Genomic DNA, 21,245 nt, shown 5'->3' on the forward strand with positions numbered 1-21,245 from the left:
TATGTATTAAAACTTTTGTACATAAAAATGGCTCCTCGAGCAGGATTCGAACCTGCGGCCCTTCGGTTAACAGCCGAATGCTCTACCGCTGAGCTATCGAGGAACGGTTTAGATATGAATAAATTCTCGGCAGCGACCTACTCTCCCGGGCAATGCCCAGTACCATCGGCGCTGGAGGGCTTAACCTGTGTGTTCGGGATGGAAACCGGTGTTTCCCCTCCGCTATGGCCACCGAGAATGTATTTTGCTGTACCTTCAAAATTACACAGTGAGGAAAATTTTGGTCAAGCCCTCGGGCTATTAGTATCGGTCAGCTCAAAGCCTTGCGGCTCTTACACCTCCGACCTATCTACCGGGTAGTCTTCCCGGGACCTTACTCCCTTAATGGGATGGGATACCTTATCTTAGGGAGGGCTTCGCACTTAGATGCTTTCAGCGCTTATCCCTGCCGGACTTGGCTACTCAGCTGTGCCGCTGGCGCGACAACTGATACACCATCGGTCCGTCCACCCCGGTCCTCTCGTACTAGGGGCAGCTCCCTTCAAGTATCCAACGCCCACGACGGATAGGGACCGAACTGTCTCACGACGTTCTGAACTCAGCTCGCGTGTCGCTTTAATGGGCGAACAGCTCAACCCTTGGAACCTACTTCAGCTCCAGGATGCGACGAGCCGACATCGAGGTGCCAAACCTCCCCGTCGATGTGGACTCTTGGGGGAGATCAGCCTGTTATCCCCAGGGTAGCTTTTATCCGTTGAGCGACGGCCATTCCATACAGTGCAGCCGGATCACTAAGCCCGTCTTTCGACTCAGCTCGACTTGTTGGTCTCACAGTCAGGCTACCTTATGCCTTTGCACTCAATGCACGATTCCTAACCGTGCTGAGGTAACCTTTGGGCGCCTCCGTTACCTTTTAGGAGGCGACCGCCCCAGTCAAACTGACCACCTGACAATGTCCCGCATCCGGAAAACGGAGTGCGGTTAGAACCTCAGCATCAAAAGGGTGGTATCCCAAGGGCGGCTCCCCGGATCCTGACGAACCCGGTTCTGTGCCTCCCACCTATCCTGTACATTTGATGCCGAAATCCAATATCAGGTTGCAGTAAAGCTCCATGGGGTCTTTCCGTCCTGTCGCGGGTATTGAGTATCTTCACTCATAATACAATTTCGCCGGGTCTCTTGTCAAGACAGCGCCCAAGTCGTTACGCCATTCGTGCGGGTCGGAACTTACCCGACAAGGAATTTCGCTACCTTAGGACCGTTATAGTTACGGCCGCCGTTCACAGGGGCTTCGGTGCACACCTTCGCCTTGCGGCTAAGCGCTCCCCTTAACCTTCCAGCACCGGGCAGGCGGCAGCCCCTATACATCGGATTTCTCCTTAGCAGAGACCTGTGTTTTTGCTAATCAGTCGCTTGGGCCCATTCACTGCGGCCTTTTCGCCTTAGGTTAACCTAAAGCTACTCAGGCACCCCTTCTCCCGAAGTTACGGGGTTAGTTTGCCGAGTTCCTTAACAAGAGTTGTCCCGCTCACCTTAGGATTCGCTCCTCGCCTACCTGTGTCGGTTTGCAGTACGGGCACCCTTGGCCTTGCTAGAGGCGTTTCTTGGCAGTATGGGTTCAGCTGCTTCGTTACTTAAATTTCACTCCCCCTCACGCTTCAGCCATGGCCTGACGGATTTGCCTATCAGGCTTGCCTTTGCGCGTGGGCACGCTCTACCAACGGCGTGCTCAGCCTACCCTCCTGCGTCACCCCATTGCTCATAGCGGCCTTAGGTGGCACTGGAATATCAACCAGTTGTCCATCGCCTACGCATTCACTGCCTCGGCTTAGGCCCTGGCTTACCCTGAGCGGACGAGCCTTCCTCAGGAAACCTTAGGCATTCGGTGGACAGGATTCTCACCTGTCTTTCGCTACTTATACCGGCATTCTCACTTCCTGTAAGTCCACACAGCCTTTCGGATGTGCTTCTGCCTTGCAGGAACGCTCCCCTACCACGCAAGCTGTTGCTTGCATCCGCAGCTTCGGTGTAAACCTTTAGCCCCGTTACATTTTCGGCGCAGCACCACTCGACCAGTGAGCTATTACGCACTCTTTGAATGAATGGCTGCTTCAAAGCCAACATCCTGGTTTTCTTCGCTGTACAACATCCTTTCCCACTTAGGTTTACTTAGGGACCTTAGCTGACGGTCTGGGCTGTTTCCCTTTCGACTATGAAGCTTATCCCCCACAGTCTGACTCCTAACTATCGCTCCTCGGCATTCGGAGTTTGATAGGGTTCGGTAACCTTTTCGGCCCCTAGCCCATTCAGTGCTCTACCTCCGAGGGCGTAAAGTTAAGGCTAGCCCTAAAGCTATTTCGGGGAGAACCAGCTATCTCCGTGTTCGATTGGCTTTTCACCCCTACCCACAGCTCATCCCATGACTTTTCAACGTCAACGTGGTTCGGGCCTCCACGAGAGGGTAGTCTCGCTTCACCCTGTCCATGGGTAGATCACACGGTTTCGGGTCTACCGCGCAAAACTTGCGCCATTTTAAGACTCGCTTTCGCTTCGGCTGCGGAGCTTAACTCCTTAACCTTGCTTTGCGCGGTAACTCGCCGGTCCGTTCTACAAAAAGTACGAGGTCGCTTTCGCTTCCTCCGGTTGTAGACACACGGTTTCAGGTTCTATTTCACTCCCCTCCCGGGGTTCTTTTCACCTTTCCCTCACGGTACTAGTTCACTATCGGTCGTAAGGTGGTATTTAGCCTTGGGAGATGGTCCTCCCGACTTCCTACGGGGTTCCTCGTGCCCCGCAGTACTTTGGAACTGCCGGCTAGGAAATCAAGTTTTGCATACAAGGCTTTCACTTTCTATGGCCCTGCTTTCCAGCAGAGTTCTGCTACTTTATTCCTTCGCCTGCCTACCGCTGTTGGCTTGGCAGTCCATAACCCCATATATGCAACGGCAGCGGCCTTACACATATATGGTTTGGGCTCTTCCCCGTTCGCTCGCCGCTACTGAGGGAATCGAATGTTTCTTTCTTTTCCTCGGGTTACTTAGATGTTTCAGTTTACCCGGTTAGCCTCCCATACCTATGGATTCAGTATGGGATACTTGAGGTTCGCCTCAAGTGGGTTTCCCCATTCGGAAATCTCCGGATCGTAACTTGCTTGCAGCTCCCCGGAGCGTTTCGCCGCTAGCTGCGTCCTTCTTCGCCCCCTTACGCCAAGGCATCCTCCGTGTGCCCTTATTCGCTTGACCTATGCGAAATTGTTAAAAATTGATATTTGGAACTTGATATTTGGATTTGATGCTTTGTTTTCCTCACTGTGTAGTTTTCAAGGTACAGAAATGAAAAAATCTGCTAATTGGTGGGCTTGGATGGACTCGAACCATCGACCTCACGCTTATCAGGCGTGCGCTCTCACCGCCTGAGCTACAAGCCCAAGAATTTTTCTTACTGTATGGTGGAGATGAGGAGACTCGAACTCCTGACCCCCTGCGTGCAAAGCAGGTGCTCTCCCAACTGAGCTACACCCCCATAAAATAAATATGAGAGAGGATGGTCTCTCAAAACTAAACAGTGTTATGCCCGGTCATACTCCTTAGAAAGGAGGTGATCCAGCCGCACCTTCCGATACGGCTACCTTGTTACGACTTCACCCCAATCGCTGACCCCACCTTCGACGGTTAATCCCGGCTTCGGGTGTTGCCAACTTTCGTGGTGTGACGGGCGGTGTGTACAAGGCCCGAGAACGTATTCACCGCGGCATGCTGATCCGCGATTACTAGCGATTCCGACTTCATGCAGGCGAGTTGCAGCCTGCAATCCGAACTGAGACCTGTTTTTAGGGATTAGCTTAGGATCGCTCCCTTGCTGCCCGTTGTTCAGGCCATTGTAGCACGTGTGTGGCCCAGGCCATAAAGGGCATGATGATTTGACGTCATCCCCACCTTCCTCCGTCTTATCGACGGCGGTCTACTTAGAGTGCCCACCTTTAAGTGCTGGCAACTAAGTAGAAGGGTTGCGCTCGTTGCGGGACTTAACCCAACATCTCACGACACGAGCTGACGACAACCATGCACCACCTGTATAGGCTCCCTTGGTTTCCCAAGGGTCGATTCCGTTTCCGGTCTCTACCACCTATATGTCAAGGCCTGGTAAGGTTCTTCGCGTTGCTTCGAATTAAACCACATGCTCCACCGCTTGTGCGGGCCCCCGTCAATTCCTTTGAGTTTCAACCTTGCGGCCGTACTCCCCAGGTGGGTCACTTATTGCGTTAGCTCCGGCACGGATGGCTTGACCACCACCCACACCTAGTGACCATCGTTTACGGCTAGGACTACCGGGGTATCTAATCCCGTTCGCTCCCCTAGCTTTCGCGCCTCAGCGTCAGTGATAGGCCAGGAAGCCGCCTTCGCCACTGGTGTTCCTCCCGGTATCTACGCATTTCACCGCTACTCCGGGAATTCCACTTCCCTCTCCTACACTCAAGAGATGCAGTTTTATCGGCAAGCCCGTGGTTGAGCCACGGGTTTTTACCGGTAACTTGCATCCCCGCCTACACGCCCTTTACACCCAGTAATTCCGGACAACGCTCGCCCCCTACGTATTACCGCGGCTGCTGGCACGTAGTTAGCCGGGGCTTCCTCTTTGGGTACTGTCCTTTTCATCCCCAATGACTGAGCTTTACGACCCGAAGGCCTTCATCGCTCACGCGGCGTCGCTGCGTCAGGGTTTCCCCCATTGCGCAAAATTCCCCACTGCTGCCTCCCGTAGGAGTCTGGACCGTATCTAAGTTCCAGTGTGGCCGGTCGCCCTCTCAGGCCGGCTACCCATCGTTGCCTTGGTGGGCTGTTATCTCACCAACTAGCTAATGGGACGCAGGCCCATCCATGACCGCTAAATCGCTTTCTTTACACACCATTGGATGCGTAAAGGTATCGGGTATTACCTTCGGTTTCCCGAAGCTATCCCCGTGTCATGGGCAGGTTACCTACGTGTTACTCACCCGTCCGCCGCTAAGTTTGGCCGGTTTTAACCGAAATTAAAACCGGCCAAACTCCGCTCGACTTGCATGTGTTAGGCACGCCGCCAGCGTTCGTCCTGAGCCAGGATCAAACTCTCATGTTAATGTTTTATATCGTTGCTTTAAAAGCTTGGATACAAAAGAATTGAATTATGGTTTATCGTTTCAGGCATAACACTGATTTAGTTGTCTAGGTTCTTTACGTCACAGTTATTAATTTTAACATATTCTTCTGTGTTTGTCAACACCTTTTTTTATTTTCTTTTGAAGTGCTGACTTACTAGGTTTTTTGGTGTTTTCCGTGACTGCTCAAGTATAATACCATGAAACCGGCATTCATTTCAAACATTGATATTCGCTGTTATGGCTCATATTTAGAGATTATATTGATAAAATTTATACATTCTCTTATAAGCTGCATAATTCTCTTGTTTTTAATAAATTTTGCTATTGTTTTGGCCTCATAGTTGGGAATAAAATCACATCTCTTATAGAGGGAGAATCAGTCAACAGCATAACCATGCGGTCTATACCTATGCCTAACCCGCCTGTAGGAGGCATACCGTGTTCAAGTGCAACTATATAATCTTCATCAAAAACATGAGCCTCTTCATCGCCTGCCTCGCGCTCTTTTAGCTGTTGCAAAAATCTCTCTCTTTGGTCTATCGGATCATTGAGCTCGGAAAAAGCGTTACACATCTCTCTCCTTGTAATAAATGCCTCAAATCTGTAAGTAAGATCTGGATTATCCTCTTTTTTCTTTGCAAGAGGTGATATTTCTAAAGGGTAATCATATATAAAGGTGGGCTGAACCAAATTTTGTTCAACCTTTTCCTCGAATATAAGGTTAAGTATCTTTCCTCTTGTATCGCTGTCTTTTACCTCTTCTATGTTCAGTTCTTTTGCAATTTTTCTTGCTTCCTCATCTGATGTTACGCTATCAAAGTCTATGCCAGTAAATTGTTTGACAGCTTCAACCATGGTCATTCTTTTCCACGGAGGTGTCAAGTCAATCTCTTCACCTTGATAGGTTATTTTCATTGTTCCTAAGACTTTTTGACTAATATGTGCAAAAAGTGTTTCCATAAGTTCCATCATATCTTTATAGTCGGCATATGCCTGATATAATTCAAGCATTGTAAATTCAGGGTTATGTTTAACAGAAATCCCCTCATTTCTAAAATCTTTGCCGAGTTCATAGACTTTCTCAAAACCGCCGACTATAAGTCTTTTTAAATATAGTTCTGTAGCTATACGTAAGTACAATTGCATGTCTAATGCATTATGATACGTTACAAAAGGCCGGGCAGCAGCGCCTCCGGCTATCGGTGACAAGATCGGAGTTTCAACCTCTACAAAACCTCTCTCATCTAGAAATTCTCTAATTGCTGATATTATCTTGCTTCTAGTAAGGAATGTCTGCTTTACTTCAGGATTCACTATCAGATCAAGATACCTCTGCCTATATCTTGTATCAGTGTCTTTTAAGCCGTGCCATTTTTCAGGTAGTGGCCTTAATGACTTTGCAAGCATTTTTAAATTTGTAGCGGAGATAGATATTTCTCCTCTTTGAGATTTGAAAACTCGGCCTTCTACCCCGATTATATCTCCTATATCCAGAAGTTTATACAATTTAAATGTTTCGTCGGATACATTGTCTTTTTTAATGTAAACCTGTATTTTCCCGGAGTCGTCCTGGATATCAAAAAAAGCCGCTTTGCCATGACCCCTTATCGCCATGATTCTACCGGCTAAAATTACATCCTCATTTTCAAATTCATCAAAATTATCTTTGATTTGCTGGCAAGTATTCGAGCGGGGGTATCTTTCGCCATATGGATTTATGCCCATATCTTTAAGTTCCTGAAGTTTTTGCAGTCTAACTTTTTGGATTTCATTTTCGCTAAGATAGTCCATTAAAAAACCTCCACTATTTATTTCGTGATGTCAATAATCTCATATCTAACCTTTCCGACAGGTGCTAAAGCTTCTACTATAGAACCCTTTTTTTTGCCTATTAGGGCACTTCCCACCGGTGATTCATTTGATATTTTATTTTCAAGCGGATTCGCCTCTGCTGAGCCTACAATTGTATATTCAAAAATGTCTCCGGTATCCAAATCTTTAAGTTTAACTTTGGAGCCTACGCTTACAACATCAGTAGTTATATCTAGTTCGTCTATAAGCTTTGCATTCCGTAATTTTTCTTCAAGAAGGGCAATCCTTGCTTCTATAAATGCTTGCTCGTTTTTTGCTTCATCGTATTCAGAGTTTTCGCTGATATCGCCAAAGTCGATGGCCTGCTTTATTCTTTCAGCGATTTCTCTGCGCTTAACTGATTTTAAGTATTCTAGTTCTTCTTCCATTTTTTTTAAGCCTTCCTGGGTAAGGACAACTTCTTTTTTTGACATACGATTTTCTCCCCTCGTGATTTTGAAAAAATTGACTTTGGTTTATCAGCATACTGTGCTTCCAGGCCAATCGCACTAAGCTATTGTTTATAACAAAAATGGAGCTTATGTTAATAATCCTCTTCAATATGTATTATTTATGAAGAGGTATAACAAAGCCCAAATATTGAAATAATTATAGCCTTTTCATAGCACTTACAGCTTCTAAAATATTATAATTCAGCATGGTATTAATGTCAAGGAGCTTTTTATGCTTATTTTCTAAAAATTCCCATCGGTTTCTGAAAATGTTAGATATGGTATATATCTAAAAATTAGACTATAATAATAAGTGGTTAATTTTTAAAGTCAACAAAAGAAACGGGGGCATTGTTTTGTTCGGTCTAGTGCTTGAAGGCGGTGGTGCTAAAGGTGCTTACCAAATAGGCGCATGGAAGGCTCTCAGGGAACTAAATATTGATATAGGCGGCGTGGCCGGCACATCGGTAGGTGCTTTAAACGGTGCTATGATACTACAAGGCGACTTCGAAAAGGCTTGGAATATATGGTACGATATTTCTTTTGATAAAATAATAAATAATATTGATGAAAAAGAGATAGAGGCAATTAGAAACAAAGAAGTGCGTCCGGAGAATTTAATTTTTGCAGTAAAAAAATTGCGAGAGCTTTTCTCAGAGCGAGGTCTTGATATTACACCTCTTCGCAAACTTATATCAGAAAACGTATCGGAGGACAAAATTCGAAGTTCAGGAAAAGATTTTGGTATAGTAACGGTTGAACTTACTGACCTAAAACCGGTTGAGATTTATATAGAAGATATCCCTTATGGAAAACTAGCTGACTATTTACTGGCCAGTGCCAATCTTCCTATATTTAAAATGGAAAAAATTGATGGTAAATTATTCATCGATGGTGGTGTTTTCGATAATCTCCCTGTCGGTCTGCTCGCTGCAAAGGGGTATAAGGATATTATAGTAATTAGATTACATGGTTTAGGGCGTGTGCGCGGAGTAAATAGGAAGAAATTAAATCTAATTGTAATTGAACCTTCTGAAGATTTAGGTGGCCTCCTTGACTTTTCAGCAGAAAGAGCAAGAGTAAATCTTCAATTAGGTTATTATGATACTTTAAAAGTGATAAATAAGTATTCCGGCACACACTATTATATCAAAGAATCATATCCGGAAGATTATTATGCGCGTTTTTTCTTTAACATGAACCCAAGGACAGTTTCGCAGCTTGCTGAAATTATAGGGCTTAATGAAAAAATCCCTTGCTACCGGCTGCTTTTTGAAAAAGTCATTCCGCGTATAGCTGACATTTTAGATCTGGGTCCTAAAGCCACTTATAAGGATATAATTATTGATATCTTAGAAAGAGCAGCTCGCACTGCTGAAATCGAGAAATTTAGAATATACGAATTTGAGGAGTTTTTGCAAACAGTACTATCACGGCATCAGAAAAATTCTCAAGGGATATCAAATAAAATCCCCCGCATATTGCGAAAGTCTGATCTTGTACTAAAAACCGTAAAAGACCAATTATTGCCGGAGATAGTGGATGTTTTTATTGAAGAGCTTAAATTACAATTAAAAAATAATGCGTAAAAAATAAAGGAAGGCCCGCCTAAGCCTTCCATCTTTTTACAATAATTTTATGCCATTATAAGAGCTAAAATAGCCTTTTGCACGTGAAGCCTGTTTTCGGCTTCGTCGAATATCACGGAATGGTCTCCCTCCATCACATCTTCGGTTATTTCTTCGCCTCGATGTGCAGGTAGGCAGTGCATAACGATAGCATTCTTGTCTGCCGCAGAAAGTACTTCTTGGTTTATTTGATAGCCTGCAAAAACTTTTTTCCTGTATTCAGTTTCTTCTTCCTGGCCCATGCTTGTCCACACATCAGTGTAAAGGATATCAGCACCGTCAGCCGCTTCAAATACATCTTCTGTCAGTGTAATTTTTGAACCGTTCATCATTGCATCAATACTTGCTTTTTCAACTACTTCTTTATCCGGTAAAAACTCTTTCGGAGAAGCTACGGCTATGTCCATTCCTACTTTTGCACATCCATAAAGTAAAGAATTTGCCATATTATTTTTTCCGTCTCCGATAAATGCCAGTTTTAATCCGCTAAGTTTTTTCTTCTTTTCTTTAATAGTAAATAAGTCTGCCAGCACTTGGCATGGGTGCTCATAGTCGGTTAAACCATTTATAATGGGTATATCAGCGTATTTTGCAAGGAGTTTAACATCTTCATGGCTGTATGCCCTTATCATTATACAGTCTAAATACCTTGACAGCACTCGGGCTGTATCTTGGATGGTCTCTCCCCTGCCAAGTTGGATATCCCTATTGCTCAAAAACAGTGCATGTCCGCCTAGCTGCCACATTGCAACTTCAAAAGATACTCTTGTCCTGGTAGAAGACTTTTCAAAAATCATGCCTAGGGTTTTGCCCTTTAGCGGCTGATAATCCGCTCCCAATTTATGCATTGTTTTAAGCGTTTCACATTTAGTAAGTATTTCGTCTATTTCAAGGTTGCTAAGATCATATAAACTTAACAGATCTTTTCCCTTTAACAAGCTAACTTCTGTATTCAACCATGGATTTATGCTCATAAGATCAGCCTCTTTCGTTCTTTTTCATAATTATACATTAAAATGTATTATTATGCAATACCTTTTTATATAAAAACTAAATTTTTTTTGCTAAAGTGCGTCAAATATATTATTATTTAAGCAGAATAGCTTTAAAAAAGGAGGTATAAGATGATTTTCGATGTAGCTATAATAGGTGCCGGACCAGCCGGTCTTTCAGCAGGGCTTTATGCGGCAAGAGCTAAGCTTTCCACAATCATTATTGAAAAAATGTATCCAGGCGGCCAAGCTGCAATGACTTACCGTATAGAAAATTATCCTGGGTTTTCCGATGGCATAGGCGGTGCCGAGCTTGCTGAGGCTATGAAATCGCAGGCTGAAAGATTTGGCGCCAAAATTTTAAATAACGGTGCTGTAAAAATAGTAAAGGAGGATAATATATTTAATATTATCCTTGATAATGATGATAACGTAGAAGCAAAAACCGTTATTTTAGCTGCCGGAGCATCAGCGAAAAAGTTGGGCGTAAAGGGTGAAATTGAGTTTACCGGCAGGGGTGTTTCATATTGTGCAACTTGTGACGGGGCTTTTTATGCAAATAAGACAGTTGCGGTTGTCGGCGGAGGAGATACCGCCATTGAAGAAGCGCTGTTTTTAACTCGGTTTGCAAGCAAAGTCTATGTTATACATCGCAGAAATCAATTAAGAGCTACAAAAATCCTTCAAGAGCGTGCATTTCAAAACAGTAAAATTTCCTTTATCTGGGATTCGGTAGTGGATGAAATTCGCGGCAAGGATACAGTAAATGAATTAGTGGTCAAAAACGTAAAGACGGGAGAATTAGAGTCTATTTCTGTAGACGGAATATTTGTCGCAATAGGTCAGACTCCCTTGACAGATTTTGTAAAAGATATCATCTCTCTTGACAATCAAGGCTATATTATAACAAACGAACACATGATGACAAATGTGCCGGGGATTTTTGCAGCAGGCGATATTCGCCAAAAACCTTTGCGTCAAGTTATAACCGCAGCCTCCGATGGAGCGGTAGCTGCGGTAGAAGCAGGAAGGTTTATTGAAAGCATGCAATAGTTGATTTATAAGTCATAAAAGCGGCCTGCATAACTCTAACAGGTCGCTTTTAGTTCGCATTTTAATCTTGGTATCTGTTTTCAGTTACCGCAAATTATCTCGCACAATTCCTTTTGAAGGATTGGCTTTCCATTCTTTCTAACTCTCATATTGTCTCCGGAAATCTCGTCAATTACGGCAATTTCACCGTCTACTACCCCGAATTCAAATTTGACATCCACTAACTCCAGATCATAATTGCTACATTCTTCTTCAACTAATTTTGTAATCTTTTTTGTAAGGTTTGTAGCTTGGCTTATTTCATCCTTTGTCATTAATTTTAGCTGAATGAGTGTTTCCTCGTTTATAAGCGGATCCCCTCTTTCATCATCCTTTAATGTTATCTCCACAAGATAATCTAGAGGCTGGTCTTCTTTTACATATCTGCCATATCTTCTTACAAAACTCCCTGCTGCTTTTAAACGGCACACAAATTCCATACCGTCGCCAAACGTTTTTGCACACCTTACCAGCATCGTGTTTTCATCAAGATTCGCATCGATATAATGGGTGCGGATACCTGCTTTTTTCAAAAGCTCAAAAAAATGCTTGGATAGGCGAAGAGAGGCATTGCCCTTGCCTTCTATTTTTCCTATAACAGTATTGGCTCCAGGATCTACCACATCGTCTGTTCCAGTTACATCATCGCGAAACTTTAGGAGGATATTCCCATTGCCTGCGTCGAAAACTGTTTTCGTTTTCCCTTCTTTAATTTTTTCCACCCTAAAAACCTCCGTTAATTTAAAATTTGAACGAGTAATCTGATACAGATATTTTACCATATACTTTCAATAAAATACATACAAATCACGAAAAATATTTAAAAATATATTAAGATCATTCGTGTTTTATCCTAAGATTTGCTAGAAGTTACCATATAGACTCCAATGAATACAAGAATACCGCCGATAAGTGTATAAATATTCCATTCTTCTTTTAGAAGTAAAATGCCAATTATCACGGCTATCATCGGATTTATATAGTTAAACACTGCGGTTTTTGAAGCTCCGATAATTTTTATCCCTTTGTACCACATATAATAGGAATATACGGAACAAAATACCGCAAGATATATTATCGCAGCCCAAGTAGTATAAGAAGCCGACTTTACGGAGCTAATGAAGGAGGGGGTAAATACTATCGGCAGTACCGTTATCGCTGCATATATATTTATATATGCCATTACAACAAATGGATCATATTTGTCAACTAAGTTTTTTCCTAAAACTGTAAAAAGAGCCCAGATCAATGAATTTGAAAGCAGTAATAAGTCGCCTAAAATAGTACTTCTACTAATAGACATCCCCCTGGCTGCGGTAAATACAAAAAATATGCCTAAGAACGCTATTATTGTACCCAAAATATCTAAGGGAGATATTTTTTCTTGATGAAAAATCATCGATGCCAAAAGAACTGTAAAAATCGGACTTGTCGCAATTAAAATTGAGGCGTTTACTGTCGTAGTCATATTAAGGCCGAAATACTGGATGAAAAAATACAGGGTTACTCCTAAAAATCCTAATATCCACAACCATTTTCTATCTTCTTTTTCTATAGTGTAATTTTTATGAAAAGTTTTTACCATAAATAAAAATATGGCTGAAGCAACCATAAACCTTAATACTGCAAGATGTACCGGAGATAAGTCGCGCAGGCCAATCTTAGATATGGCCCAGGAAGTGCCCCAGAAAAAAGCTACGCTGAGAAGATTTAAATATATATGGGTTTTAGAACTAGTCATTGTATGCACCCTCGGAGTATAAGTTATTTTGAAATATCATATCATATTTTTAAAAAGTTTGCTCTTTTCCTTTAAATTTTATGCGGTTGCATTTATTGTATTTACATTGATATAATAGATGCTGTAAGCAAATTGCGCCCATCGGGAAAAACGAAGCTCGGTAAATTAGTTTTGATGATTTTTGTATTTACAGGTATAAACGAGATAAAAATTTTAACAATACTCACAACTATTGTAGAAAGGGGTTGAAGAAATGGCAAAACTTGCAGATCTTTTTTCGCCGCGCGATATGACCGTAGGAGAGCCATGGAAGAGAATTTTGGAGTTTTCGATTCCTATGCTGATAGGAAACATTGCTCAGCAGCTTTATAATACTGTAGATTCAATAGTTATAGGAAGGTATGTAGGCGATAATGCCCTAGCTGCTGTAGGCAGCGCTATGCCGATTTACAATTTTTTGCTTGTGTTTTTTGTAGCAGTATCTACCGGAGCCGGTATAATGGTTTCTCAATATTTTGGTGCCAAGGATAGGGAAAAGCTTTCCCGTTCTATTGGTGTATGTTTGACGCTGACAGCGGTAACAGCCACAATGATCATGATAATAGGCCCTATTGTTGTGCGTCCGATGCTTTCATTTATCAACACTCCGCCTTCCATATTGGATTGGTGTGCAGACTATCTTTTAATACTGCTTGTTGGCAATTGGGGGTTTTCATACTTTAATATACTCTCCGGAATTTTGCGGGGACTTGGAGATTCGTTATCAGCTTTGGTGTTTTTGCTAATTTCCACTGTCCTTAATATTTTCTTGGATATCTATTTTGTTGCAGGACTTAATATGGGGGTGCCCGGTGTAGCCCTTGCTACTGTAATTGCACAGGTCATTTCGGCAATTTTATGTGCAATCAAGCTCAAAAATATGCATGAGGTTTTTGATCTTAATCTTGAAGTAATGAAGCCTCAAAAAGAATACGTAGCGCAGCTTCTAAGGCTGGGTTTACCCTCAGGGCTGACACAAGTTATCTTCTCTCTTGCAATGGTAACAGTTCAGTCTCTCACAAACATTTTCGGAGAAATGGTTATAGCCTGCAATGTAATTGTGATGCGCGTAGACGGATTTGCTATGATGCCCAATTTTACTTTTGGAATTGCAATGACTACTTTTACCGGTCAAAATGTAGGGGCAAAAAAACTCGAAAGAGTTGAAGAAGGCACTCGACAGGGACTTGCAATTGCCGTAGGAGTATCAATTGTTATTACTATAACTATTTTAACCTTTGGCAGATACCTGATGGAGATTTTTACTAATACAGCAGAATTGGTAGATTTAAGTATGCATATGATGCGAATTTTGGCAGTCGGTTATGTTGCAATGGCTGTGACCCAAGTTCTTTCCGGCGTAATGAGAGGGGCCGGGGATACCATGACTCCTATGTGGATTTCGCTTATCACTACTATTTTTCTTCGTGTACCTGTGGCTTATGGTATTGCATACCTTACCAGAAGTCCGGAGTATCCCAATGGTAGGCCTGAGTCCATATTCATTTCTCTTTTAGTTGCTTGGGTATCAGGTGCTATAATTACCTTTATTTTTTACAGGAAGGGTAATTGGAAGGAAAAAGCCCTTATAAACGAATTATGATAAACTTTTTAAAAGGCTGTTTACATGGTTTCTATAGCAGTTTGCTTATTTTTTTCTTTGGCTGTAAACATACACGTAGTTCTGTCTAAGATTCCTTGAGCATGGGCAAAGGCCATTCCATAGTTTGTAATCGGGATGCCTTGCTCTGTTGCTCTTATTATTCTTGTTATCATCTGTTTTCGATTGAGCATGCAGGCGCCACAGTGAAGTATTAGAGAATATGGTGTAAGGTCCTCTGGAAAATCTTGGCCAATCTTTATCTCTATATCTAGTTTGCCGCCGGCTTTTGATTCAAGAAGTGCAGGCAGTTTTTGTCTGCCTATATCATTTTTTAGAGGATGATGGGTGCATGCTTCCTCAATTAAAACTTTGTCGCCGGGCTTTAGCTCATCAATAGCTTTAGCACCCATTGCCATAACTCCTACTTCACCCTTATATCTAGACATAATAATAGAAAACGAAGTAAGCGGAACATCTTCAGGAACTATTTTGCTTACTATGTTGAAAACCTGCGAATCTGTTATCACTAAATCAGGCTTTCTTTTAAGTGATGCAAGCAATTCTCTAAGTTCTGTTTCCTTTACGGCAAGCGCCATACAATTATTATCTAATATGTCTCTTATTGTTTGTACCTGCGGAAGAATCAGTCTGTTTTTAGGTGCTTGAATGTCTTGAGGCATAACTAATATTACAATGGATTTTGGAGTTAATATATCGCCCAGCAATGTGGAAAGTTCAAAGTCAAAAGGAGCATTTTCTTGAATCATTTCTTTTAATTTACCTATATTTATTCTTTTATCAGCGCTTACCTTTATGAAAGGGAAATCAAAATTTTTTTCAAGCTCTGTAATATCGATATCTCGTTCATCGATTTTATTTACTACACCAATAATGGGGACATTCCTCTTTATAAGTTCATTGCACCACTTTTTTTCCAGGTCAAAATCCGAATATTCCGCAGAAAATACCATAAGAGCTATATCTGTTTTATCCATAACCTGTAATGTTTTCTTTATTCTAAGCTCGCCTAAACTTCCCGTATCATCTAACCCTGCAGTATCAATGAATACCACGGGTCCTATCGGCAAAAGCTCCATTGCCTTATAAACAGGGTCTGTAGTTGTCCCTGGAAAATCTGAAACCAATGCCGTTTCCTGGCCTGTTATAGCATTTATCAGGCTCGATTTACCGGCGTTTCTCCTACCAAAAAGCCCTATATGCAATCTGTTGCCTCTTGGTGTATCATTCATAAAAATCACTGCCCTTCAAGAAATTTTATAGAATCTCCCCGGTCTTGTGCAACCTGTTTACCCAAACTTAAAATTAATTCTTCCATCCTCAACCTTTCTTGCTTAATACTGTTTTCGTTTCCTAAATTTTTCGGATATATTTCATAAAGTCTGCGATATTTGTAGGGCTCAACTTTCAGCATTACAACATTTGCTCCGGAGTCAAACGCCTTCTTGCCGTCTTCTGTATTTAGTGTCCAAAGAGCTGTTGTTGCCGGCAAATGCACTTTTTTCAAAATAAGTCTCGTTATAGCTACAGCTTTTATTGTCATTTCATTGCTTCCAGCCTCTGCGCTTTTAAGCTCAGTATGGGGATGAGGAATAAAAGGCCCTATACCGGCCATGTCTACATCTAATCTATTTAAAAACAGGATATCTTCTGCAATATCTCCTAAAGTCTGTCCTGGCAATCCAACCATAAATCCGTCTCCTACTTGATATCCTAATTCTTTTAAATTATTTAGGCACCTTATTCTGTTTTCAAGATTTGAATGGGTATGAAGTTTATTATATAAGTTTTCATTTATAGTTTCATGCTTTAGCAAGAACCTGTCGGCACCATCTTTTCTCCATTGTTTGTAGTCTTCATAATCCCTTTCTCCGACACTAAGTGTTATTGCAATATCACCAATTGACTTTATTCCTTTAATTATTTCAGAGATTTTTTCTCGCGTATACCATAAATCTTCTCCTGATTGAAGCACTAATGTTCGATAACCTGCATCATAAGCTTCCTTTGCGGTTTCTACTATTTCTTTAGGTTCCATTCTATAGCGCTTTAACTTTTTATTTGCGGCATTAAGACCGCAGTATGCGCAGCTGCATCTACAATAATTTGAAAATTCTATTATGCCCCTTATGTGAATAATATTATCATGGTACTTTTTAGTAATTGCTTGAGCTGCCGAAAAAAGATATGAATTATAAGGTTCATAAGTACAAAGTAATGCTTCTACTTCCTCTTTAGTCGGAGTATATCCCTGGCAAATGTCATCTATAAGATTATATATATTCATTAATTGCCCCCTCTGAGCAAAAGACCTTCGGCTTAAGCCGAAGGTCTTCATATGTTCTACATTTCACAATTTAGGATAAACAAACTTATTCTTTGTGAAATATTTAATATGGTCCTTCGCCTTTTTGCTCAGAAATTCCTTGCAGTCAGGCCCTTTTAGACTTTTTTGTCATCTTCTGCATCAGTTAATCTCTAACGCATAAGATTTACAGTCTAATTATACATATCAAATAAACATGTTGTCAATGAGCAAGCTTTGAGAAAAATAAAAAAGAAGGACTCTGTCCTTCTCTTGTTCAGTTACAAATAAGTTTGCTCACGTAGTGACAAAGTTTGCTCGTCTGGTAAGCGAGTGGTTGCAATGCTTCTCGCCCATAAGTTACTTTGAGAGACAAAGTTTGCTCGCTGGTTTTATTACCTTAAAAAATATAAAAAAAGATATAAAAAATGAGAAAATGACAAGCGAGTTTGCTCGTGAGCAGTGAAGAATGACAAAGTTTGCTCGTGGAAAAATTGGAACAATTATATGAGATGTAAGTGCGATATGCATAGGGGAGGTATTTACTTATATTTTTATATATATTGATTTTACTGGGCTACGGGGGATTATTGGTTGTTGGATTTCGGGAATGTTTGTGGCGGGGGGATCTCTTTTTGCACAAATAAAATGCGCCAGGCTGGTTTCCCAGTCTGACGCTCTGTATCTTTCGTGAACAAACTTTGTAATTTTGAACCGACTCTTTTGTAAGTCGACACAATCATATTATTTGTAAATCTCTCCAAATGCTCATTTTATATCTTTCATAAAATAATACCGATCTTTGAATTAAAATCTACCAGATTATAAGGTTTATTCTTCAGCAACAATACTTTCAATAGTTAATGCATACATAAGGAATGAGTACATAAATTCATGAAAGATTTCTTCATAGTAAGTCTCATTATTTAATTTATCCTTATCTATCTTATATACACAACACCAATCATTATCATCATATGAGATCACTTCTAAGTCTAATCTTTCAATAAGTTCCTCTCTGCGTTTGTGTTTTCTAGCCTTATCATTACCTAATCCGTTATTGAGTCTAGATATAGCACCCTCACCTGCCAACTTACTTATATTCTTAATGATATAGATATTCTCCTCATCTTCAACTGCTTGTGACAACTCAATTTGACAGAAATAATCGCTACCAAATTTGATTGGATTAGTTCCCAGAACTAAATGTGAATTTGGGATTCTTCTTTCTCTAGAACCCCATTCTCCTAGATTGAAAAACAACTCATACTCGCGTTCTTTTATCTTTAATACAGATGTGCTTTCTTCAAACATAAAATATACCTTTTCCATATCTATAAAATCTTCATCTTTAATAGGTATAGAAACTGAATCTATAACAAGGTCTAAATCTAAGTTTTGGCTTGTAATTTCTATATTACCAATTAATCCAGTGTTTATTAGGATCTCTTTAATTGTATTACAATTGTTTACTGTTATTAATTCGTATCCCACGTTCCTTTCCCCTTTCATTTATAAGATAAATATGTTTATTCAGATTAAAAATTTGCTTCAAAATAATATTAATAATAACATTTATAAAAAGAAATTCTCCAAACTCTCATCAATCTCTTCCTGAGTCAATCCAATATATCTTCTTGTTACATTTTGAGAACTATGATTAAATATCTGCATCAATTTCACTATATCCTTTGTTTCCTGATAATAAAAATATCCAAAACTCTTTCTAAAGGAATGTATACCAAAGTTTTCTATTCCTAATTCCTCTGCTACATTTTTAATATATCTATAGGCTTGTACCCTTGTTATATGAGATCTTACTCCATCTCTATTTCTTTGCCTACTTGGGAAAAGATATTCGTGATTTTCCATACCAGAAGTATATTTATCTAACTCACTTCGTAATTGAGGGTTAATAGGAAATACTTTAATTTTATTTGTTTTCTCTTCTCTTAAGGTTATATGGCTTTTATTTCTTACATCTTCTACTTTTAAAGGAATTATATCTCCAATTCTTAATCCAGTATTTAATCCAATAATACATAAGATATAATATTTGTAATTTCTTTTTAGGAGTTCCATTTTAAGTTCCGCAATTTTTTGTCTATCTTTTATTGGCTGAACTAATGCCACAACATCATCTCCTCTGGAAGTATTTTCTAATCTCATTATATCACTCTCACAAGCATATTTCAGCCCATTAAATTACACTCAAATGATTCAATTATAACAAAAGTGCTATAACCCTCTTGTATTCAAGGTTCATAGCACTTCAGTGACAGTAACATAATGTAATTGTGTTACACTCGAATAGAAAATTATTTAAATACAAAAGTCAGGATTATCACCTGACTCTTATAAATTTTATCAAATGGAAGGGTATCTACTTCTTAGTAAACAACTTCAGGTTGAATATGAAATTCTTTTTCATTACCTTGAACTTTTAAATAACTTGGCCAAACATAAAACTTCCAGTGTTTACCTTCTCTTGGGTTCTCAAGTATCATCTCTGGTTCCATTAACCTTCTAAGATCTTTAAAGTTAATATAATATACTTTTCCTCCTTCTAACCGAACTGCAAGTATCGAAATGTCTGAATCATCTAGAAGTTCGACTTGTTTAGTTGTGAGATCAAACCAGCCTTTACCTTGAGAATGCAACTTTGAAGATGGAGTACAAAGAACTAATTTCTTGTTATTGCTCACTCCTTCAAACATAATTCGTTTACCTTTAATGGTTGTTAGCGAGCAATTATAATTTTCTCTGATTGTTTTGAGCACAATTTGCAAATTTGGAATCGACATCCTTTCTCCCCCTTATAAATGATATTTTCTTTATAATACCATATTATGGTGTAATCTGTTTTAGCAATTCTATGGCTAACAACTGCTGCTAATCAATAGCGATAAAACTGTGTTAACTACATTGAAACTTCTATCATTAACAGATGTTTTATTACTAAATAACACTCCATAAATTATGTCTTCAAATAATATTGCAATTTCCTCTTAAACTATGTTGATATTTTGTATTAATCATCTCTTGATCCTCGGGTAAAAGCGGACAACGGCAGCATAATTTATATTATGTTGAAAAATTTTTTAACCCAGTCTCTTTGCAGGCTAAGCATAACAAAATATAGATTGTGTTAATACAGGATAGCAGTTGTAATACAAAGAGGAGCCTAGGCTTATCGCCCGACTCCTCTACATTGTGCTTTGTAACCGTTTCTTTACTCTGCAATAGTTTCTGCCTCATCAATTTCTTCTAAATCACATAATTTCTCATACAGAGTTTTTAGTTCAGCAAATTTTTTATCCTCCAATAGTTCCAGATTACCTGATTTTAAAACTTCCTGTAACGCCTCTTCTTTACTTACTATATAGGCATAGTCTTTTGAGCCTTGCATTTGAGAACCTATAATAATAACAAACCTGCCGTCCTTTAACTTAGTAATGCCTTTATGCTTACCTAATCCTCCATTACCCCGGTTGCGTCCATCCCAGTAATCTAATTTTTCATTATATTTTACTCTGGCAACAATCTTATTGCAAAATTCACTTTCATAAACATTAACCCTTCTCATTAAAACATCTCTCCTTTCTAAATAAACAAAAAACTAACACGGCAAAACCCTATTTTCCGGGCAAATTTGCTATGTTAGTTTACTTTGATTTAAGATTATTTTATTATCACTTATAATGATATTTCAAACTACTCATTCTGTCAAATTTTTAGGTTATAATATATTGAATAGTTTTCCTACACCTTATATTCTCCGCTATTTATCAAATAATCTATCACCTCCTTGTAATCCTCATCATATTCACTTTTTTCATGGTCATGGCCATACTCTTTTCTAATCTCCAATAAAGCATTTTTAATTTCATCTTCTTCATATAACTCCCTAACTTCAATAAATTTAAAAAGCCTGTGTTCATCAGGATTATCCCTATGCCTATAGGCTAAATAATAATATTTTTTTGTTGGTATTATTGATATAAAATGTCCATTAAACCCAAAACCATGAACACATTTATAAGTATCCAATAGTGCTTTGGATATTTCTAAAGCATCTAAATCCTTAATTTCATGCATAATATTCCCTCCAGTTCTCTATTTTTTAAATGTGTACAGTGTACCATCACTTTCTTATAACTTCTAGACTTGATATCCATTTATTGCATGGAAGTATAATATTTTTATCCTTTTATTTTACATCTGCAACAAAAATAAAAAGCCAAAGACTGAATCTTGTCTTTGACTTTAATCTTGCAGAAATTATATTTAACTCCATTTATATAGGGCTTTGGCAGAAGGATCATTAAACCCAATATCACCAGTCGACCTAATATAAGTTTTTTATGTCCCATAAATAACCTCTTAA

15 protein-coding genes, 3 tRNA genes and 3 rRNA genes are annotated in these 21,245 nt (G+C 39.8%); 3 read left to right on the top strand and 18 right to left on the bottom strand.

Annotation, left to right across the window (positions count from 1 at the left end):
- Positions 1-28: 28 nt before the first annotated feature.
- From TSYNT_RS03145 to greA, 8 genes are all read right to left on the bottom strand, one after another.
- A tRNA-Asn gene (locus tag TSYNT_RS03145) sits at positions 29-103 on the bottom strand.
- Between the two features lie 21 nt (positions 104-124).
- Positions 125-236, bottom strand: a 5S ribosomal RNA gene (gene rrf / locus TSYNT_RS03150).
- A 44-nt stretch (positions 237-280) separates the two neighbouring features.
- Positions 281-3,242 (bottom strand): 23S ribosomal RNA (locus tag TSYNT_RS03155).
- A 108-nt stretch (positions 3,243-3,350) separates the two neighbouring features.
- Positions 3,351-3,427 (bottom strand) — tRNA-Ile (locus TSYNT_RS03160).
- Between the two features lie 19 nt (positions 3,428-3,446).
- Positions 3,447-3,522, bottom strand: a tRNA-Ala gene (locus tag TSYNT_RS03165).
- Positions 3,523-3,590: 68 nt separating this feature from the next.
- A 16S ribosomal RNA gene (locus tag TSYNT_RS03170) occupies positions 3,591-5,115 on the bottom strand.
- Together the 16S, 23S and 5S rRNA genes with 3 tRNA genes alongside form the textbook arrangement of a ribosomal RNA operon.
- Before the next feature lie 343 nt (positions 5,116-5,458).
- A complete protein-coding gene (gene lysS / locus TSYNT_RS03175) occupies positions 5,459-6,928 on the bottom strand; it encodes a lysine--tRNA ligase (RefSeq protein WP_059031709.1) in 1,470 nt (489 codons plus the stop codon).
- 17 nt (positions 6,929-6,945) lie between these two features.
- On the bottom strand, positions 6,946-7,422 hold the full coding sequence (gene greA / locus TSYNT_RS03180) for a transcription elongation factor GreA (protein WP_059031710.1): 477 nt from the start codon (positions 7,420-7,422) through the stop codon (positions 6,946-6,948).
- A 374-nt stretch (positions 7,423-7,796) separates the two neighbouring features.
- Between greA and TSYNT_RS03185 the strand changes: the two genes are divergently transcribed.
- Entirely contained in the window at positions 7,797-9,029 is a 1,233-nt protein-coding gene (locus tag TSYNT_RS03185; RefSeq protein WP_059031711.1) for a patatin-like phospholipase family protein, read from the top strand.
- A 47-nt stretch (positions 9,030-9,076) separates the two neighbouring features.
- Here TSYNT_RS03185 and argF read toward each other — a convergent pair whose 3' ends face one another.
- A complete protein-coding gene (gene argF, locus TSYNT_RS03190) occupies positions 9,077-10,042 on the bottom strand; it encodes an ornithine carbamoyltransferase (RefSeq protein WP_059031712.1) in 966 nt (321 codons plus the stop codon).
- 153 nt (positions 10,043-10,195) lie between these two features.
- Between argF and trxB the strand changes: the two genes are divergently transcribed.
- Positions 10,196-11,113 carry a thioredoxin-disulfide reductase gene (gene trxB / locus TSYNT_RS03195; RefSeq protein WP_059032311.1) on the top strand — a complete coding sequence of 306 codons (918 nt, stop codon included), beginning with the start codon at positions 10,196-10,198 and terminating at the stop codon, positions 11,111-11,113.
- Between the two features lie 80 nt (positions 11,114-11,193).
- On the opposite strand, the gene TSYNT_RS03200 is transcribed toward trxB, so the two are convergent.
- Positions 11,194-11,874, bottom strand: coding sequence for a phosphoribosylaminoimidazolesuccinocarboxamide synthase (locus tag TSYNT_RS03200; protein ID WP_059031713.1), 681 nt, complete (start codon positions 11,872-11,874; stop codon positions 11,194-11,196).
- A 131-nt stretch (positions 11,875-12,005) separates the two neighbouring features.
- Complete coding sequence (locus tag TSYNT_RS03205) at positions 12,006-12,893, bottom strand: DMT family transporter (protein WP_059031714.1); 888 nt, start codon at positions 12,891-12,893, stop codon at positions 12,006-12,008.
- A 253-nt stretch (positions 12,894-13,146) separates the two neighbouring features.
- Between TSYNT_RS03205 and TSYNT_RS03210 the strand changes: the two genes are divergently transcribed.
- Positions 13,147-14,535, top strand: a complete 1,389-nt coding sequence (locus TSYNT_RS03210) for an MATE family efflux transporter (RefSeq protein ID WP_059031715.1) — start codon at positions 13,147-13,149, stop codon at positions 14,533-14,535.
- A gap of 20 nt (positions 14,536-14,555) precedes the next feature.
- Here the strand turns inward: TSYNT_RS03210 and hydF are convergent, their stop codons facing one another.
- The 7 genes from hydF to TSYNT_RS03245 all read right to left on the bottom strand — a co-directional run bounded on the left by hydF (position 14,556) and on the right by TSYNT_RS03245 (position 20,956).
- Positions 14,556-15,785 (bottom strand): [FeFe] hydrogenase H-cluster maturation GTPase HydF, encoded by a 1,230-nt coding sequence (gene hydF, locus TSYNT_RS03215; protein ID WP_059031716.1) that lies wholly within the window; start codon positions 15,783-15,785, stop codon positions 14,556-14,558.
- Between the two features lie 5 nt (positions 15,786-15,790).
- Positions 15,791-16,840: a [FeFe] hydrogenase H-cluster radical SAM maturase HydE gene (hydE, locus tag TSYNT_RS03220; protein WP_059031717.1), complete on the bottom strand. Its 1,050-nt coding sequence runs from the start codon at positions 16,838-16,840 to the stop codon at positions 15,791-15,793.
- Positions 16,841-17,689: 849 nt separating this feature from the next.
- A complete protein-coding gene (locus tag TSYNT_RS03225) occupies positions 17,690-18,352 on the bottom strand; it encodes a hypothetical protein (protein ID WP_059031718.1) in 663 nt (220 codons plus the stop codon).
- A gap of 81 nt (positions 18,353-18,433) precedes the next feature.
- Positions 18,434-19,027, bottom strand: a complete 594-nt coding sequence (locus TSYNT_RS03230) for a site-specific integrase (protein ID WP_083497631.1) — start codon at positions 19,025-19,027, stop codon at positions 18,434-18,436.
- A 221-nt stretch (positions 19,028-19,248) separates the two neighbouring features.
- A complete protein-coding gene (locus tag TSYNT_RS03235; RefSeq protein WP_059031719.1) occupies positions 19,249-19,662 on the bottom strand; it encodes a hypothetical protein in 414 nt (137 codons plus the stop codon).
- Positions 19,663-20,090: 428 nt separating this feature from the next.
- Entirely contained in the window at positions 20,091-20,444 is a 354-nt protein-coding gene (locus TSYNT_RS03240) for a hypothetical protein (protein WP_059031720.1), read from the bottom strand.
- Positions 20,445-20,620: 176 nt separating this feature from the next.
- Entirely contained in the window at positions 20,621-20,956 is a 336-nt protein-coding gene (locus TSYNT_RS03245) for a hypothetical protein (RefSeq protein ID WP_059031721.1), read from the bottom strand.
- Positions 20,957-21,245 lie beyond the last annotated feature (289 nt).

Origin of the sequence: Tepidanaerobacter syntrophicus (genome assembly GCF_001485475.2) — a bacterium.
Taxonomy (GTDB): domain Bacteria; phylum Bacillota; class Thermosediminibacteria; order Thermosediminibacterales; family Tepidanaerobacteraceae; genus Tepidanaerobacter; species Tepidanaerobacter syntrophicus.

Coding starts and splice junctions, on each gene's coding strand:
- TSYNT_RS03210 (WP_059031715.1), top strand. CDS start 13,147: ATGGCAAAACTTGCAGATCTTTTTTCGCCGCGCGATATGACCGTAGGA.
- TSYNT_RS03205 (WP_059031714.1), bottom strand. CDS start 12,893: ATGACTAGTTCTAAAACCCATATATATTTAAATCTTCTCAGCGTAGCT.
- hydE (WP_059031717.1), bottom strand. CDS start 16,840: ATGAATATATATAATCTTATAGATGACATTTGCCAGGGATATACTCCG.
- TSYNT_RS03230 (WP_083497631.1), bottom strand. CDS start 19,027: ATGAGATTAGAAAATACTTCCAGAGGAGATGATGTTGTGGCATTAGTT.
- lysS (WP_059031709.1), bottom strand. CDS start 6,928: ATGGACTATCTTAGCGAAAATGAAATCCAAAAAGTTAGACTGCAAAAA.
- argF (WP_059031712.1), bottom strand. CDS start 10,042: ATGAGCATAAATCCATGGTTGAATACAGAAGTTAGCTTGTTAAAGGGA.
- TSYNT_RS03240 (WP_059031720.1), bottom strand. CDS start 20,444: ATGAGAAGGGTTAATGTTTATGAAAGTGAATTTTGCAATAAGATTGTT.
- TSYNT_RS03245 (WP_059031721.1), bottom strand. CDS start 20,956: ATGCATGAAATTAAGGATTTAGATGCTTTAGAAATATCCAAAGCACTA.
- TSYNT_RS03235 (WP_059031719.1), bottom strand. CDS start 19,662: ATGTCGATTCCAAATTTGCAAATTGTGCTCAAAACAATCAGAGAAAAT.
- greA (WP_059031710.1), bottom strand. CDS start 7,422: ATGTCAAAAAAAGAAGTTGTCCTTACCCAGGAAGGCTTAAAAAAAATG.
- hydF (WP_059031716.1), bottom strand. CDS start 15,785: ATGAATGATACACCAAGAGGCAACAGATTGCATATAGGGCTTTTTGGT.